This is a genomic window from Mycobacterium sp. ITM-2016-00316, assembly GCF_002968335.2.
Taxonomy (GTDB): domain Bacteria; phylum Actinomycetota; class Actinomycetes; order Mycobacteriales; family Mycobacteriaceae; genus Mycobacterium.
In genome coordinates this window covers 694,950-711,333 of the sequence record NZ_CP134398.1, presented here as the reverse complement: position 1 = coordinate 711,333, position 16,384 = coordinate 694,950, and the positions used below count along the sequence as shown (strand labels likewise).

Here is a 16,384-nt window from a genome sequence, read left to right as displayed (position 1 = left end):
GTTTTTGGCTGACGGAAACCACGGTAGGCGCGAGTGCTAACTATTGCAAGCACTCTGCTAGCACTCTAGAAGAGCAGCTGCGCCGCCGTGTAGATGACCAGACCGGCCAGTGACCCGACCACCGTGCCGTTGATCCGGATGAACTGCAGGTCACGGCCCACGTGAAGCTCAATCCGGCGGCTCGCCTCATCGGCATCCCAGCGCTCGATCGTCTCGGTGATGATCGCTGTGATCTCCGTCCCATACTGCGCGACGAGGTGCTGGGCGGCCCGCACGATCCAGCTGTCGACCTTGTCGCGCATCTCCGGGTCATCGCACAGCGACTCGCCGATCCGCACCACCGAGTCGGCCACCCGGGTCCGCAGGGTCGAAGACGGATCATCGACGGATTCCAGCACGATCCGTTTGGCCGCGGCCCATGCCGTCTCGGCCGCCCGCGCGACCTCATCGCGCGCCATGATCTGCTCCTTGACGTTCTCCGCACGCTGGATCGTGGCGCCGTCGTTCTGCAGATCGTCGGCGAACTCGAACAGGAACTTGGTGGCAGAGCGACGCAGCTCGTGGTTCGGGTCGCGGCGCACCTTGTCGGTGAAGTCCATCAGCTCGCGATGGATCCGGTCGCCGACCAGGTGATCCACCCAGCGCGGTGACCAGGTCGGGGAATCGCGCTCGATCACCCGCTCGATCACCTCGCCGGAGTTCAGCGACCACTGGAAGGCGCGGTCGGCCAGCAATTGGAGCAGCGCCTCCTGGCGACCCTCCTCCAGCAGGCTGGACAGCACCCGCCCGATCGGCGGGCCCCACTGCGGTTCGGCGATGCGCTTGATGATCATCCGGTCCAGCACCTGCTGGACGTCTTCGTCGCGCAGCATCTCGATGAGCACGCGCAACACCGTGGACACCTCGGCGGCCACGCGCTCGGCATTGCGCCGATCCGCGAGCCACTTACCGGTGCGGCCCGCCACCTCGGCGTCGCGCAGCTTCGTCGCGACCACGTCGGGCGACATGAAGTTCTCCCGCACAAAGGTGCCCAGACCTTCACCGAGCTGATCCTTCTTGCGTTTGATGATCGCGGTGTGCGGAATGGGGATGCCGAGCGGATGCTTGAACAGCGCGGTCACCGCGAACCAGTCGGCGAGCGCGCCGATCATGCCCGCCTCGGCGGCGGCGCGCACATAACCCACCCACGGTGCGGCGCCACGGGATTGGAGCCAGGTGCTCAGCAAGAAAATCACCGTCGCGCCGAGCAGGAAGCTCAGCGCGACGACCTTCATCCGCCGTAACCCGCGCTGCCGTTCCCGGTCCGCCTCCGAGTCGGCACCGGCCAGTGACTCCGCGAAACTCGTGTGTACCACTCCCCCATCATCCGCTACGGCACCAGCGGCCCGTCCACCGTAGTATCGAGTCGACCTAGTGATTGGATTATCACGACTGTGGCACAGCAGAGCGCGGCAGCGGTGAAGACCGATGGCCGGAAACGACGCTGGCACCAGCACAAAGTCGAACGACGAAACGAGCTGGTGGACGGCACGCTGGAGGCTATCCGACAGCGCGGCGCCAATGTCAGCATGGACGAGATCGCCGCCGAGATCGGTGTCTCCAAGACGGTGCTCTACCGCTACTTCGTGGACAAGAACGATCTCACCACCGCCGTCATGATGCGGTTCGCTCAGGTCACGCTGATTCCCAACATGGCCGCGGCGCTGTCGTCGAACCTGGACGGCTACACCCTGGTGCGGGAAGTCATCCGGGTCTATGTGGACACGGTCGCCTCCGAACCCGAGCCGTACCGATTCGTCATGTCCAACAGCAGCTCGAGCCGCACCAAGGCCATCAACGACTCCGAGCAGATCATCGCCCGCATGCTCGCCGTCATGCTGCGCCGGCGCATGCAGGCAGAGAAGATGGACACCTCCGGCGTCGAGCCGTGGGCGTTCATGATCGTCGGCGGCGTGCAGCTGGCCACCCACTCCTGGATGTCCAATCCACGGATGTCCACCGATGACCTCATCGACTATCTGACGATGCTGTCGTGGAGCTCGCTGTGCGGCATCGTCGAGGTCGGCGGCTCGCTGGAGAAGTTCAACTCGCAGCCCCATCCGTCCCCCGATCTGCCGCCGCACCTGCTTGACTAGCCAGTTGTGAGCCCTGACAACACCTCGGAACTGTCCACGCTGTGGAGCCACCAGCCGCACGCCCATCTGCGGTTCAAGCCGGGCGACTTGGTGTCCGAGATCGACGCCAACGCCACCCCCGGATTCACCGGCGCCAAATCGGACGCGCCGGCGCTACACGCCGAGCGCAATGAACGCTTCGCCGGCCTGCAGGAGATGCTCTACGCCAACAGCCGCAGTGGTGACCACCGTTCGGTGTTGCTCGTCCTGCAGGGGATGGACACCGCGGGTAAGGGCGGCATCGTGAAACATGTTGTCGGAGCCAGTAATCCGCAAGGCATCCAGTACCGCAGCTTCGGTAAGCCCACGCCAGAGGAGTTGTCGCATCACTACCTGTGGCGCATCAACAAGGCGCTGCCGGCCGCCGGCCACATCGGCGTCTTCGACCGGTCACATTACGAGGACGTGCTGATCGTGCGGGTGCACAATCTGGTGCCACCGGACGTGTGGGGCCCACGGTATGACGAGATCAACACCTTTGAGCGCGAACTCGTCGACGCCGGGACCACCATCGTCAAGGTGGCGATGTTCGTGTCGCTGGAAGAGCAGAAGAAGCGCCTCGCCGAGCGGTTGGACCGGCCCGACAAGTACTGGAAGTACAACCCGGCCGATATCGACGAGCGGCTGAAATGGCCGCTCTACCAAGAGGCCTATCAAGCCATGCTGGACAAGACCTCGACGGAATACGCGCCGTGGCACATCGTGCCGTGCAACCGAAAGTGGTACAGCCGGCTCGCAGTGTTGGAGCTGATGATCGAGGCCCTGAAGAGCCTCGATCTGCAGTGGCCCTCAGCGGATTTCGACGCCGAGGTGGAAAAGCGGCGACTCAAGACCGCCTGATGCGCGCCGAGCCTACGGCTTGACCAGCGTGAACTGACCGATGTTGGTGATGCCCCGGCGGAAGAAGTCCGCACAACCGGTCAGGTACTTCATGTAGCGGTCGTAGACCACCTGGCCCTGCATGGCGATGGCCTCGTCCTTGGCGGCTTCCAGGTTCGCCGCCCACATGTCCAGCGTGCGCGCGTAGTGCGGCTGCAGCAGGTGAATGCGCTGCAGGTCGAAACCGGTGTCCGCGGCCAGTTTCTGGATGTCCTCGACGGCGGGCAGCTGCCCACCGGGGAAGATCTCCTCACCGATGAACTTCATGAACTTCAGATCGCTGAGGGTGACCTTGATGCCGTTCGTGTGGAAGAACTCCTGGGTGTGCGCCAGGATCGTGTGCAGCAGCATGGTGCCGCCCTCGGGCAGGATGCTGTAGGCGCGCTCGAAGAACACCGGGTAGCGCTCGGCCTTGAAGGCCTCGAAGGCACCGATCGACACGATGCGGTCGACGGGCTCGTTGAACTCTTCCCAGCCCTGCAACCGGATCTCGATGGACCGTTTCGTGTCGAGCTTCGCCAACCGCGCGCGGGCCCATTCGGACTGGGCCTTGCTCAGCGTGATGCCGATGACGTTCACATCGAACTTCTCGATCGCGCGCTCCAGCGCACCACCCCAGCCGCACCCGATGTCGAGCAGCGTCATACCCGGCTCCAGGCCGAGCTTCCCGAGCGCCAGATCGAACTTGGCGTTCTGGGACTCCTCGAGGTTCATGTCCTCGCGCTCGTAGTACCCGCACGTGTAGCCCATGGTGGGTCCGAGGAACAGCGCGAAGAAGTCGTTGGAGATGTCGTAGATCGACTGCGACTCTTCGTAGTACGGCTCGAGCTCCGACTCAACTTTTGACATTCGGAAACAACCCTCTGTGATCGTCTGGACAACTGTGGACGAGTACCCAGATTCGGGTGCCCCCACACCGCATCGCCTGACTCTACCTGCCAGGCTCAGTACGAATAGAAGCCCTGACCCGATTTCTTGCCCAGTTGACCGGCCTCGACCATGCGCAGCAACAGTGGCGGCGGGCCGTACAACGGCTCCTTGAACTCCTCATACATCTTGTCGGCGATCAGCTTCAGCGTGTCGAGTCCGACCAGATCCGACAGCCGCAGCGGCCCCATCGGATGCGACAGTCCGCCCACCACGGCCTTGTCGACATCCTCGACGGTGGCGAAGCCGGCCTCGACCATCCGGACCGCCGAGAGCAGGTAGGGCACCAGCAGCGCGTTGACGACAAAACCCGACCGGTCCGAGCAGCGCACGACCTGCTTGCCCAGGGTATTGGCCGCGAAATCCTCGGTGCGCGCGATGGCCCCCTCGGAGGTGACCAGGGTGGAGATGAGCTCCACCAGCGGCAGCACCGGAACCGGGTTGAAGAAGTGCAGGCCCAATACCCGCTGCGGGTTCTGGGTGGCCGACGCGATCCGCATGATCGGAATGCTCGAGGTGTTCGACGCCAGCACGGCGTCCGGATCCTCGATGACGCGGTCGAGTTCGGCGAAGACCTTCGCCTTCACCGTGTCGTCCTCCACGATGGCCTCGATGGTGAGCTGACGGTCGGCCATGTCGGCAAGGCTGGTGGTGAAGCTCAGCCGCGCCAGCGCCGCATCCCGATCGGCCTCGCTGAGCTTGCCCTTGGCCGCCGCGCGGTCCAGGGACGCGGTGATCCGCTTGTTGCCTGCGGCGATGAGATCGTCGGTCGGCTCGAACACCAGAACGTGCGCCCCGGCCTTCGCGCACACCTCGGCGATACCGCCACCCATCTGTCCGGCCCCGATGACGCCGACCCGCTCAATACTCACTGCAACTCCCTTGGACTCCGGACAGCCGTCAGGCCCCGCCCGCATGCACGGACGAGGCCTGACGCTATCAACTCTGGTTGTCGGACTTCTTAGTGGAACTGACCCTCTTCGGTCGAACCCGCCAGCGCGGTGGTCGAGCTGGTCGGATCCACGGTGGTGGCGATCCGGTCGAAGTAGCCGGCGCCGACCTCACGCTGGTGCTTGGTCGCGGTGTAGCCGCGCTCCTCGGCGGCGAACTCGCGCTCCTGCAGCTCGACGTAGGCGCTCATCTGGTTGCGGGCGTAGCCGTGGGCCAGATCGAACATCGAGTAGTTCAGGGCGTGGAAGCCGGCCAGGGTGATGAACTGGAACTTGAAGCCCATGGCGCCGAGCTCGTTCTGGAACTTCGCGATGGTCGAATCGTCCAGGTGCTGCTTCCAGTTGAACGACGGGCTGCAGTTGTAGGCGAGCATCTGGTCGGGGAAGTCCGCCTTGACGGCCTCGGCGAACTTCTTGGCCAGCTCCAGGTCCGGGGTACCGGTCTCCATCCAGATGAGGTCGGAGTACGGGGCGTAGGCCTTGGCGCGGGCGATGCAGGGCTCCACACCGTTCTTGACGTGGTAGAAGCCTTCCTTGGTCCGGTCGCCGGTGATGAACGGCTGATCGCGCTCGTCGACGTCGGAGGTGATCAGGGTGGCGGCCTCGGCGTCGGTGCGGGCGATGACCAGGGTCGGCACGTCGGCGACGTCGGCGGCCAGACGCGCCGAGGTCAGGGTGCGGATGTGCTGCTGGGTGGGGATCAGCACCTTGCCACCGAGGTGGCCACACTTCTTCTCCGAGGCCAGCTGGTCCTCCCAGTGCGACCCGGCGACACCGGCGGCGATCATGGCCTTCTGCAGCTCATAGACGTTGAGCGCGCCGCCGAAGCCGGCCTCACCGTCGGCGACGATCGGGGCCAGCCAGTTCTCCACCGAGGTGTCACCCTCGACCTTGGCGATCTGGTCGGCGCGCAGCAGCGCGTTGTTGATCCGGCGGATGACCTGCGGCACCGAGTTGGCCGGGTACAGGCTCTGGTCGGGGTAGGTGTGGCCGGAGAGGTTCGCGTCGCCGGCGACCTGCCAACCGGACAGGTAGATGGCCTTCAGACCCGCGCGCACCTGCTGCACGGCCTGGTTGCCGGTCAGCGCGCCCAGCGAGTTGACGTAGTCCATGGTGTGCAGCTGGTCCCACAGCACCTCGGCGCCGCGGCGGGCCAGGGTGCTCTCCTCGACCACGTGGCCCTGCAGGGCGACGACGTCTTCGGCGGTGTACGTGCGCTCGATGCCCTTCCAACGGGGGTTGGTGTTCCAGTCGTGCTGGATCTGTTCCGGGCTCTTCGGCGTGCCAACGGTGGACATGGCTGCTCCTCATCAGTATTTGTTAACGCTGCAGCGACTTGGCCGCTTTGCTATACCGAGCATGCCCTACCGCATTACCGCAGGTCCACCCGTTTCAATTGCCAATTTTGTCCAACTGTCACACCAATGTTGCGAAGATTGTTAAGTACGCATCCCGCTTTACCGGTTCAGAAGCTACCGACGGGTAGGTGGTTTCTGCTGGTCAGTACGCCCGTACTGTTAAAACCCGGCGGGTCACAACGAGAACAGTGCCGCGACCGCTTTGGTCTCGTCCCCGACGGCATATGTGAGCGTTGTAACAGTGCGATCCTCAGCTCCGGACCGAACTTGTCGGTCGAGCCGGCCGGATACACGTGCGAGATGATCTCCAGATCGTCACCGAGGGCCACCGCGGAGTCGTGTTCGATGGTCACCCGCAGCGGCGCCTTCAGCAGCTCCGGCGCCTCGTGCAGGTACTCCTCGATCACGCTCCAGTACACCGAGTTGTTCATGTGGTCGAACAGGTCGATATCGCTGACCCGCACCGGGTACTTGCGCACCGCCGCCGCGGTGTCGCGAGGGCCGGCCTTGAGGTAGGACCTCCAGCGCAGCCGGTCCACATCGGTGGTGCGTCGCAATCCGGCAAGGAAGTCGTCGGAGATCCGGGACGGGGCCTGGGTCTCCTGGCTGAAATTGATCCAGAACGCCTCGGACTCCATCAAGCCGGCCCGCCGGCCCTCGATGCGGACCCGCATCTCGCACCACCGATTCGACGTCCCCGAGCACCAGCGGCGCAGCCGCAGGGTGTCCTTGAAGGCGATCGGCTCGATCAGATCGATCATCGTGCGCCGCACGATCCACGCCGGATGTGTGTCCTCATAGCCCATTTCGCGCAGCTGGTCCGAGCCGATGTCCTGGATGTGCCGGGTGGCGGCGTCGAACTTCAGGCGGCCCTCGCGGTCGATATCGGCCACCCGCAACGGCCACTGCACATCGAACACATCCGGGTGCGGGTCGGGGACGGGCATCAGGATCTTCGCCAGGGTCATGGTTCCCAATATGGTCTGCGAAGAATGCAAAGCCAACCTTTGCAGCCTTGACTAGGCTGTTTGGGGTGTCCAAGACCTACGTCGGCTCGCGGGTACGCCAACTCCGCCGGGAGCGTGGCTTCAGCCAGGCTGCGCTGGCGCAGATGCTGGACATCTCCCCGAGCTACCTCAACCAGATCGAACACGACGTCCGCCCGCTGACCGTCGCCGTGCTGCTGCGCATCACCGAGGTCTTCGGAGTGGACGCGACCTTCTTCGCCTCCCAGGACGACACCCGGCTGGTGGCCGAGCTGCGCGAGGTGACCTTGGACCGCGACCTCGACATCGCCATCGACCCGGCCGAGCTCGCCGATATCGTCGCCACCCACCCGGCGATCGCACGGGCGATGGTCAGCCTGCACCAGCGCTACCGGCTGACCAGCACCCAACTGGCCGCCCTCTCAGAGGGCCGTTTCAGCTCCGGGTCCGGCGCGGGTTCCGGAACCATCACCATGCCGCACGAGGAGGTGCGCGACTACTTCTACCAACGGCAGAACTATCTGCACGAGCTCGACACCGCCGCCGAAGATCTCACCATCGCGATGCGCATGCACCGTGCCGAACTCACCCGCGAACTGTCCGATCGGCTGACCCGGGTGCACGGCGTACGTATCGTGCGGCGCACCGACCTCGGCGACCCGGTGCTGCACCGCTTCGACCCCGCGACCCGCACGCTGGAGATCGGCGGGCATCTGGCCAGCGGTCAATACGTCTTCAAGCTGGCCGCCGAACTGGGCTACCTGGAATTCGGGGACCTGATCGACACACTGGTCGACGAGGGCAAATTCACCAGCGACGAGTCACGCACGCTGGCCCGGCTGGGTCTGGCCAACTACGTCGCCGCGGCCACCGTGCTGCCCTACCGGCAGTTCCACGAAGTGGCCGAGAACTTCCGCTACGACGTCGAGCGGCTCTCCGCGTTCTACGCGGTGTCCTACGAGACCATCGCGCACCGGCTGTCCACCCTGCAGCGCCCGTCCATGCGCGGGGTGCCGCTGTCCTTCGTGCGGGTGGACCGGGCCGGCAACATGTCCAAACGCCAGTCCGCCACCGGCTTTCACTTCTCCTCCTCCGGCGGTACCTGCCCGCTGTGGAACGTCTACGAGACGTTCGCCAACCCCGGCAAGATCCTGGTCCAGATTGCCCAGATGCCCGACGGCCGCGACTACATGTGGGTGGCGCGCACCGTCGAGCGCCGCGCGTCGCGCTATGGTCAGCCGGGTAAGACGTTCGCGATCGGCCTGGGCTGTGAGCTCCGACATGCGCACCGGCTGGTCTACTCGGAAGGGCTGGATCTGTCCGGTGGCCCAAACGCTACGACCGCAACACCGATCGGTGCCGGCTGCCGGGTGTGTGAACGGGACAACTGCCCGCAGCGCGCCTTCCCGGCCCTCGGCAAGGCCCTCGACCTCGATGAACACCGCAGCACGGTGTCCCCATATCTGACGAAGCAGACGACATGACCGATTCCGAAGTAGCCCCCGCCGGGGACTCCCCCGCCCGCATCCCGCCCGGCGGGTTGCGCGAACTCGGCCCACTCAACTGGGTCATCGCCAAGGCCGGCGCCCGCCGGATCCGGGCCCCGAAATTCCACCTGATGAACGTCCTGGGTCAGCACCGGCTCATGTTCCTGGCCTGGCTGCCGCTCTCCGGTTACCTGCTCTACGCCGGCAAGCTGGACCGCAAGGATGCCGAACTGGTGATCCTGCGGGTCGGTCACCTGCGCAACAGCGAATACGAACTGCAGCAGCACCGCCGACTGGCCCGCAGTCGCGGACTGGACGCGGAGGTCCAGGCCGCCATCTTCGAGGGCCCCGACGCGCCGGGTCTGGCGCCGCATCAGCGGGTGCTCATCACCGCGACCGACGAGTTCGTCATCACGCGGTCCATGTCGGCCGAGACGTGGACGGCGCTGTCCAAGCTCTACAACCGCGCGCAGATCATCGAATTCTGCACCCTCGCTGGACAATACGATGCACTCGCCGCCACCATGGCTACGTTGCGTATCCCGCTGGACTTCCCGGACTAGAGGCCCGGCCCGCGTCAGCACACATCGGTGATGACGACACAGTCACCGCCGGAGGACTTGGCCTCATACATCGCCGAATCGGCAGCGGCGATCGCGTCGCCGAGACCCGCAACGGTCCGGGCGCCGGTGGCCAAGCCGATGCTCACCGTGACGGCCGGTTGAGCGGGCGCGGAGATTGCCGAGCGAATCCGCTCGGCAATCAGGACGGCTTGAGCTGCCTGGATCAGGTCAACCACCAGGAATTCCTCGCCGCCCCAACGCACGACGACGGCATCGCGACGCACGCTCGCACGGATCCGCCGCGCCGTGCGGATCAGCACGTCGTCACCCACCCCGTGTCCGTAGGTGTCGTTGACGTCCTTGAAGCCGTCGACGTCGATCAGCAGCGCGCACAGGTGCGCATCCGCAGGTGCACCCTCATTGAGCCGTTTCATCGAGACCGGCAGGCCCCGACGATTGGTCAACTCCGTCAGCGGGTCGGTCAGCGATTGCATCGAACTGCCCTGCAGCAGCCAGAACCCGAACTGCAGCGCAGGCAGGATGCACACGGTGACGAGCAGGGCGATCACCGCTCGCGACACCGCCACCTGCAGGCCATGGTCGGAAGTGCTCAACACCAGCCACACCGCGATGCCGATCACGACGAGCGTGCACCACGCGATATGGGCCAGATGCACTCGCGGACCGTGGAAGAACACCACATAGCCGCCGGCGCACAACAAGATCGGGACCCCCGACATCGCCACGGTGGGATCGCCGAACAACAGCACCGACAGCGTCATGATGACGTCGACATAGGCGACCAGGAACGCCGACGCGCGCGCGGTCGGCCATGGCCGCAGCGCCCAGCGCGCCGACCACGCCAGCGACCCGAGGGAGACTACCGCCCAGCCGGCCCGGATGAGGGTGCTGTCCTGACCGGGCGGCAGAAACGCATTGATCGCCGCGAGGACGCCCATGACCACACCGATACCGGCGATCAGGTTCCGCAGGACCGGTAGTAGCCCGCGGCTGCGCAGGAACTCGATCCGCCACGTGTAGTCGTCGCGCTGGCCCCACCACTGGCGGAGCAATTCGCTGCGTCCGCCGTCGCCCATAGCGCGATTCTGGCAAAAGCACCACAGCTAAGTCGGGAAACGCACAGCTGGAGGCGCGCGGCTTACAAGTACGTGACAGCCAGCACCACGAGCGTCAGCAACATCGGGGCCACCGGCACCGACCACAGGAACGCCGTCCACGCCTGATCCTTGCGCTGATACGCGCGCCAGCCCAGCCAGGCGACGATCGCGGACAGCACCGTGATCACCGCCGAGGCGATGAGCACCCAGAAGCTCACCTCGCTGGTGTTGATCGCGAGCGTGATGGCGAGCAACCACAACATGTGCCCGATCACCAGGCCGCCGATGGCGGCGACGATCACTGCCCTGCTCGGCACGGCGGACCCCGTCAGAAGTTGATCATGTGGCCGGCCAGGCCGTGAATGGCTTCCTGCAGCGCCTCGGACAGGGTCGGGTGAGTGTGCACATTGCGGGTGAGCTCGTTGACGGTCAGATCCCACTTCTGGGCCAGCGTCAGCTCGGGCAGCAGCTCGGAGACGTCGGGCCCGATCAGGTGCCCGCCCAGCAGCTCGCCGTACTTGGTGTCGGCGATCAGCTTGACGAAGCCGACGGGGTCGGCCAATCCGTGAGCCTTGCCGTTGGCCGTGAACGGGAACTTGGCGACCTTGACGTCGTAGCCCTCTTCCTTGGCCTGCTCCTCGGTGAGACCGAAGCTGGCGACCTGCGGCTGGCAGAAGGTGGCGCGCGGCATCATCCGGTAGTCACCCAGGGTCAGTGTCTCGGCGCCGGCGATCGTCTCGGCGGCCACCACGCCCATCGCCTCGGCCACATGGGCGAGCTGCAGCTTGCTGGTCACATCGCCGATGGCATAGATGTGCGGCACGTTGGTACGCATGTGGTCATCGATGTCGATGGCCTTGCGCTCGGTGAGCGCCACCCCGGTGTGCTCCAGCCCGAAGCCCTCGATATTGGGCGCAAAACCGATGGCCTGCATGACCTTGTCGGCCTTGAGCTCCTCGGACTTGCCGTCCTTGGACACCGTGACCGTGACCGTGGACCCGTCGTCCTCGATGGTCTCGACCTTGGTGCCGGTGAGGATCTTCACGCCCAGCTTCTTGTACTGCTTCTCGATCTCCTTGGAGACCTCGGCGTCCTCGTTGGGCAGCGCGCGCGGCAGGAACTCGACGATGGTGACCTCGACGCCGTAGTTCTTCAGCACGTAGGCGAACTCCATGCCGATGGCTCCGGCGCCGGCGATGATGATCGACCCGGGCAGGTCCCGCGACATGATCTGCTTCTCATAGGTGACGACGTTCTCGGACAGCGACGTGCCGGGCACCAGGCGGGTGGACGACCCGGTCGCGATGATCGCGTTGTCGAAGGTCAACGACTCGGTGCCGCCCTCGTTGAGGTCGACCTCGATGGTGTTGGCGTCGGTGAACTTGCCGTAGCCGTGGATCTCGGTGATCTTGTTCTTCTTCATCAGGAAGTGCACGCCGGCGACGCGGCCGTCGGCGACCTTGCGGCTGCGGTCGAAGGCGGCACCGAAATCGAAGGTGGCCTCCCCGCTGATGCCGAAGGTCTTGGCTTCCTTGTGGAAGATGTGGGCGAGCTCGGCGTTGCGCAGCAGCGCCTTGGACGGGATGCACCCGACGTTCAGGCAGACGCCGCCCCAGTATTTGGGTTCGACGATCGCGGTGTTCAGACCGAGTTGGGCAGCGCGGATGGCCGCCACATATCCGCCGGGGCCGGCTCCGAGTACGACGACGTCATAATGGGTCACGGGTACCACCCTATCGGGGCGCGCGTTTGGTCGCGGACCCCTCTGGGTAACCCGACACGGGCCTGCTCACCAATCCGAAACATTGATGGTGTCGAATGCCTTGAGATGTGTCGCAGTGCGACCAAGAGGGGGAACCGCAATGCCGAACAAATTGACGCCGCACTTCGAGGATGTCCAGGCCCACTACGACCTGTCCGACGAATTCTTCCAGCTGTTCCTCGACCCGACGCAGACCTACAGCTGCGCCTACTTCGAGCGTGACGATATGACGCTGGAAGAGGCTCAGCTGGCCAAGATCGACCTCGCGCTGGGCAAGCTGGGGCTGCAGCCGGGGATGACGCTGCTCGACGTCGGCTGCGGCTGGGGTGCCACCATGCGGCGCGCGGTGGAGAAGTACGACGTCAACGTCGTCGGCCTGACGTTGTCGAAGAACCAGGCCTCCCACGTGCAGCGCAGCTTCGATGCGATGGACAGCTCGCGGGACCGGCGGGTGCTGCTGCAGGGCTGGGAGCAGTTCAGCGAGCCGGTCGACCGGATCGTCTCCATCGGTGCCTTCGAGCATTTCGGTTTCGACCGTTACCCGGATTTCTTCCGGATGGCCCATGACGCGCTGCCCGACGACGGGGTGATGCTGCTGCACACCATCTGTGCGTTCAATCCCGCGAAGGCCAAGGAGGCCGGCATCCCGGTGACCTTCGAGCTGGCCCGGTTCGTGAAATTCATCATCACCGAGATCTTCCCGGGCGGCCGGTTGCCGTCGGTCGAGATGGTCAAGGAGAAGGCCGCGGAGGGCAATTTCACCTTGACCCGTGAACAGTCCCTGCAGCTGCACTACGCCAAGACCCTCGACATCTGGGCCGAGAAGCTGCAGGAGCACAAGGACGAGGCGATCGCGATCCAGTCCGAAGAGGTCTACGAGCGCTACATGAAGTACCTCACCGGATGCGCGAAGCTGTTCCGTGCGCGCCAGACCGACGTCGTGCAGTTCACCCTGGCGAAAGGCTGAGCTGCCGGTCGGCGAGCGCCGCGATCAGCTCGGGGTCGTGACTGACCACGACGACGACGGCGCCGGCGGCCGAGATCTCCCGCAGTAATCCCCGCACCGACGCCGACGCGATGGGGTCCAGCATCGCGGTGGGTTCGTCGCACAGCACCGTGCCCGCGGATTGGCCGAGCACCCGGCCCAGGCAGGCCCGCTGCAACTGCCCGTCACTGACCTGACCCGGATACCGTTGCAGCAGGCCAGAATCCAGGCCGACCCGCTCGGCGAGCTCATCCACGGTGTCGGGTTCACCGCGGATCGCGGCGGGTTCGCCGATGATCCGCCGCAGCGTCCAGCGCGGGTTGCAGACCAGGCGGGGATGCTGGGCCAGCAGCGCGATGGACCCCGGGGGCGCCACGGCCGCTACCCCGTAGCGCACCGTGCCGCGGTCCGGGGTCTGCAGGCCGGCCAGCACCCGCAGCAGAGTGGTCTTGCCGCTGCCCGATGGGCCGGTGATCCCGGTGATCGACGCGGCGGGCGCATCCAGGTCGATCGTGTCGAGCACGGTTGTGCCACCGAAGGACACGGTCACTCCCGCTGCCCGCAGGCTCACGCCGGCACCGTCCGCAGCAGGGCCCGCGTGTGGGGATCGTCGAGGGCCAGCGCCGCATCGAGCGGCAGTTGCCTGCGCACAGCACCGTGGGCCATCACCGCGATATCGGAGCAGACGGCGGCGCGCAGCAGGGACGGCACGTCATGGGTGATCGCCAGCACCGCGGCACCCGCGGCGGCCGCCGCACCCAATAGTGCCCAGACGACCGCCGCGTTCTCCGGGTCCAGCGCCGAGGTCGGCTCATCGGCCAGGAGCAGGCCAGGGCGTCCCGCGATCGCGGCGGCGATGGCCGCACGCTGGGCCATGCCGCCGGACAGTTCGTGCGGGTAGCGGCGCAGCGCGTCGACGGGAAGTGCGACGGCCGCGCACAGCTGCGCGGGTGTCCGGTCGGCACCCAGCCGGGCACAGACCTCGTCGAGCTGGGCGCCGACGGTGCGCACCGGGGTGAACGAGGTGGCCGCCGACTGCGGCACCACCCCCACGTGAGCACCCCGAAGCAGCCGCCATGCCCGCTCATCATCGTGACGGATTTCCCTGTCGCCGAGCACTATTCGTCCCGACACTCGCGAGCCGGGCGGCATCAGTCCGCTCAGCGCGGAGGCCACCAGCGACTTGCCGCAGCCCGATTCACCGACCAGCGCGGTGACCCGACCGGCGGGCACATCCAGATCCACCCCGTCGAGCACCCGCACGGTTTCCGTGCCGCGTCGCCGGACCGCGATGTCCACGGTCAAGCCTTCGAGCCCGGTCACCAGACCTGGCCCACCGGTGGACGGTGCCGCTCACGTACCAGGGCGCCGACCGCCGCGAAGGCGAGTGCGGTCACGACGAGTGCCGACGCGGGGACGACGAGCGTCCACCATGCGCCGGTCAGCACATCGCCGCGGGCGTCGCTGAGCAATGTGCCGAGGCTGGCCCGGTCCGGGGAGAGCCCGACCCCGAGGAAGGACAGGGTGGATTCGTGCCACACCGCGTGCGGCAGCACCATGACCATGGCGACCAGCGCCTGGCCGGTGACCGCGGGCAGCAGATGGCCGCGGGCGATGAACCAGCGGGAAGCGCCGGCCAGCCGGGAGGTCTGGATCCAGCCCGAGTCGGTGACCGCCAGCAGCTCGGCGCGGACCACCCGGGCCACCGCGGGCCAGTGCGTCAGCGCGATCGAGGCGATGATGGCCAGCGGCGCACCCCGCCACATGGCCGCGATCACGATGCCGACCACCAGGTGCGGCAGCGCGTTGAACCCGTCGACCAGCCGCATCACCACGGCGTCGACCCAGCCGCCGGCCAGCGCGGCGGCCACCCCGATGACCAGGCCCAGCACGGTGGCCGCCACGGCGCACACCGCGGCGATCAGGAGCGACACGCGCAGGCCCTCGGCGGTGCGGACCAGCAGGTCGTATCCGGAATGGTCGGTCCCCGCCAGATGCCCGGCGCCCGGTGGCCGCAGCGCCGCCGCGAAATCGGCGACCTGCTCCCCCGCCACCAGCGGGATGCCGACGGCGGCCGCGGCGATCACCGCAAGCACGATCCATGGCCACCTCATGCACGCTTCGCTCATGCGACCACCTCGCAAGCTCGGGTCTCGCATGCCCATCCATCGATTCGCTCGCAAGCTTCGCTCATGCCGCGATCCTCACCCTCGGGTCGATCGCCACCGCCGCGGCATCCGACAGCGCCGAACCGGCGAGCACCGCGAGCGCAGCCCCGACGGTCAGCGCGGCAAGAAGCGGAAAGTCCAGGGCCGCAGCAGATTCCACCAGTACCGCAGCCATACCGGGCCAGCCGAATACGGTCTCGACGATCGCCGCGCCGGCGATCAGCTCGGGCAGCCGGGTGCCCAGCAGCGCGAACGTGGGGAGCACCGACACCGGCGCAACATGGCCGCGCAGCAGCGCGCCACCGTGCACACCGCGGGCCCGCGCCCCGCGCACGGCGTCGGACTGGGTGCTTGCCACCACCGCGGCGCGGGTGGTGAGCAGCAGCCACGGAATCTGGGAGATGGTCAGCGCGATCCACGGCAGGACGGCGTGCCGCAGCACACCGGCGACCGTGTAGTCCGCTCCCGGCGCCACCGCACCGGATGCCGGCAACCAGCGCAGTCCGACCGCGACCACCAGCACCAACCCCAGGGACACCACGAAGGGCGGCACCGCGGCGAACACCACCGCGACGCCGGTGCAGAGCCGGTCTATGACCCCGCCATTGCGCATCCCGGCGACGGCGCCCGCCACGATCGCCACCACCGCGGCGGTCAACAACGCGGCACCCGAGAGCAGCAGCGTGAACGGCATTCGTTCGGCCAGCACGGTGGCCACCGGCTGGGATTGGGTGGACGACCAGCCGAGGTCACCGTGCACCAGCCCGCCCATCCACTGCCACCACGCCCGCCACCACGGCATATCGGTCTCGTAGGCGGCCCGCATCGCCGCGCGCTGGGACTCGGTGGCGAACTGGTAGTTGGAGCCGAGGTAGGCGGCCAGCGGATCGAACGGTGACAACGAGGCGACCCAGAACATGGCCGCCGAGATCGCCAGGGTCAGCGGGACCGCGACGGCGGCGCGGATCCCGAGCAGTTTCAGCGGCGGGCTGGAGCGCAGCGCCCAGGGGAGTCTCACCGCTTCCAC

Annotated in this window: 16 protein-coding genes and 1 pseudogene; 5 read left to right on the top strand and 12 right to left on the bottom strand. The window is 66.6% G+C overall.

What is annotated here, in order from left to right:
- Nucleotides 1-65: 65 nt before the first annotated feature.
- On the bottom strand, nucleotides 66-1,355 hold the full coding sequence (locus C6A86_RS03355) for a DUF445 domain-containing protein (RefSeq protein WP_105362116.1): 1,290 nt from the start codon (nucleotides 1,353-1,355) through the stop codon (nucleotides 66-68).
- Nucleotides 1,356-1,433: 78 nt separating this feature from the next.
- On the opposite strand from C6A86_RS03355, the gene C6A86_RS03350 reads away from it, so the two are divergent.
- Nucleotides 1,434-2,135 carry a TetR/AcrR family transcriptional regulator gene (locus tag C6A86_RS03350; protein ID WP_105362115.1) on the top strand — a complete coding sequence of 234 codons (702 nt, stop codon included), beginning with the start codon at nucleotides 1,434-1,436 and terminating at the stop codon, nucleotides 2,133-2,135.
- Nucleotides 2,136-2,141: 6 nt separating this feature from the next.
- Nucleotides 2,142-3,014: a polyphosphate kinase 2 family protein gene (locus C6A86_RS03345; RefSeq protein WP_105362114.1), complete on the top strand. Its 873-nt coding sequence runs from the start codon at nucleotides 2,142-2,144 to the stop codon at nucleotides 3,012-3,014.
- A 12-nt stretch (nucleotides 3,015-3,026) separates the two neighbouring features.
- Here the strand turns inward: C6A86_RS03345 and C6A86_RS03340 are convergent, their stop codons facing one another.
- From C6A86_RS03340 to C6A86_RS03325, 4 genes and pseudogenes are all read right to left on the bottom strand, one after another.
- Nucleotides 3,027-3,902: a cyclopropane mycolic acid synthase family methyltransferase gene (locus tag C6A86_RS03340; protein WP_105362113.1), complete on the bottom strand. Its 876-nt coding sequence runs from the start codon at nucleotides 3,900-3,902 to the stop codon at nucleotides 3,027-3,029.
- A gap of 95 nt (nucleotides 3,903-3,997) precedes the next feature.
- The gene (locus C6A86_RS03335; protein WP_105362112.1) at nucleotides 3,998-4,897 is read right to left on the bottom strand and encodes a 3-hydroxybutyryl-CoA dehydrogenase; all 900 of its coding nucleotides are present in this window, start codon (nucleotides 4,895-4,897) and stop codon (nucleotides 3,998-4,000) included.
- Nucleotides 4,898-4,941: 44 nt separating this feature from the next.
- Nucleotides 4,942-6,228, bottom strand: coding sequence for an isocitrate lyase (aceA, locus tag C6A86_RS03330; protein ID WP_168141960.1), 1,287 nt, complete (start codon nucleotides 6,226-6,228; stop codon nucleotides 4,942-4,944).
- A gap of 234 nt (nucleotides 6,229-6,462) precedes the next feature.
- Nucleotides 6,463-7,256, bottom strand: a pseudogene (locus tag C6A86_RS03325) (acyl-ACP thioesterase domain-containing protein).
- 65 nt (nucleotides 7,257-7,321) lie between these two features.
- Between C6A86_RS03325 and ramB the strand changes: the two are divergent.
- Entirely contained in the window at nucleotides 7,322-8,758 is a 1,437-nt protein-coding gene (gene ramB / locus C6A86_RS03320) for an acetate metabolism transcriptional regulator RamB (RefSeq protein WP_105362002.1), read from the top strand.
- Nucleotides 8,755-9,324, top strand: a complete 570-nt coding sequence (locus C6A86_RS03315) for a carboxymuconolactone decarboxylase family protein (RefSeq protein WP_105362003.1) — start codon at nucleotides 8,755-8,757, stop codon at nucleotides 9,322-9,324. The genes ramB and C6A86_RS03315 overlap by 4 nt, the downstream gene beginning before the upstream one ends.
- Nucleotides 9,325-9,338: 14 nt before the next feature.
- Here the strand turns inward: C6A86_RS03315 and C6A86_RS03310 are convergent, their stop codons facing one another.
- The 3 genes from C6A86_RS03310 to lpdA form a co-directional block, all read right to left on the bottom strand.
- The gene (locus tag C6A86_RS03310; protein ID WP_105362004.1) at nucleotides 9,339-10,421 is read right to left on the bottom strand and encodes a diguanylate cyclase; all 1,083 of its coding nucleotides are present in this window, start codon (nucleotides 10,419-10,421) and stop codon (nucleotides 9,339-9,341) included.
- 62 nt (nucleotides 10,422-10,483) lie between these two features.
- Nucleotides 10,484-10,759, bottom strand: a complete 276-nt coding sequence (locus C6A86_RS03305; protein WP_396834663.1) for a hypothetical protein — start codon at nucleotides 10,757-10,759, stop codon at nucleotides 10,484-10,486.
- An 11-nt stretch (nucleotides 10,760-10,770) separates the two neighbouring features.
- Nucleotides 10,771-12,165 carry a dihydrolipoyl dehydrogenase gene (lpdA, locus tag C6A86_RS03300; RefSeq protein WP_105362006.1) on the bottom strand — a complete coding sequence of 465 codons (1,395 nt, stop codon included), beginning with the start codon at nucleotides 12,163-12,165 and terminating at the stop codon, nucleotides 10,771-10,773.
- A 139-nt stretch (nucleotides 12,166-12,304) separates the two neighbouring features.
- On the opposite strand from lpdA, the gene C6A86_RS03295 reads away from it, so the two are divergent.
- Nucleotides 12,305-13,171 (top strand): cyclopropane mycolic acid synthase family methyltransferase, encoded by an 867-nt coding sequence (locus C6A86_RS03295; protein ID WP_105362007.1) that lies wholly within the window; start codon nucleotides 12,305-12,307, stop codon nucleotides 13,169-13,171.
- On the opposite strand, the gene C6A86_RS03290 is transcribed toward C6A86_RS03295, so the two are convergent.
- The 4 genes from C6A86_RS03290 to C6A86_RS03275 form a co-directional block, all read right to left on the bottom strand.
- Nucleotides 13,152-13,760 carry an ABC transporter ATP-binding protein gene (locus C6A86_RS03290; protein WP_105362008.1) on the bottom strand — a complete coding sequence of 203 codons (609 nt, stop codon included), beginning with the start codon at nucleotides 13,758-13,760 and terminating at the stop codon, nucleotides 13,152-13,154. The two genes, C6A86_RS03295 and C6A86_RS03290, sit on opposite strands and share 20 nt — an antisense overlap.
- Nucleotides 13,757-14,515, bottom strand: coding sequence for an ATP-binding cassette domain-containing protein (locus tag C6A86_RS03285; RefSeq protein WP_105362009.1), 759 nt, complete (start codon nucleotides 14,513-14,515; stop codon nucleotides 13,757-13,759). The genes C6A86_RS03290 and C6A86_RS03285 overlap by 4 nt, the downstream gene beginning before the upstream one ends.
- Nucleotides 14,509-15,318, bottom strand: a complete 810-nt coding sequence (locus tag C6A86_RS03280; RefSeq protein WP_233212886.1) for an ABC transporter permease — start codon at nucleotides 15,316-15,318, stop codon at nucleotides 14,509-14,511. The genes C6A86_RS03285 and C6A86_RS03280 overlap by 7 nt, the downstream gene beginning before the upstream one ends.
- Before the next feature lie 61 nt (nucleotides 15,319-15,379).
- Nucleotides 15,380-16,375 (bottom strand): ABC transporter permease, encoded by a 996-nt coding sequence (locus C6A86_RS03275; RefSeq protein WP_233212887.1) that lies wholly within the window; start codon nucleotides 16,373-16,375, stop codon nucleotides 15,380-15,382.
- Nucleotides 16,376-16,384 lie beyond the last annotated feature (9 nt).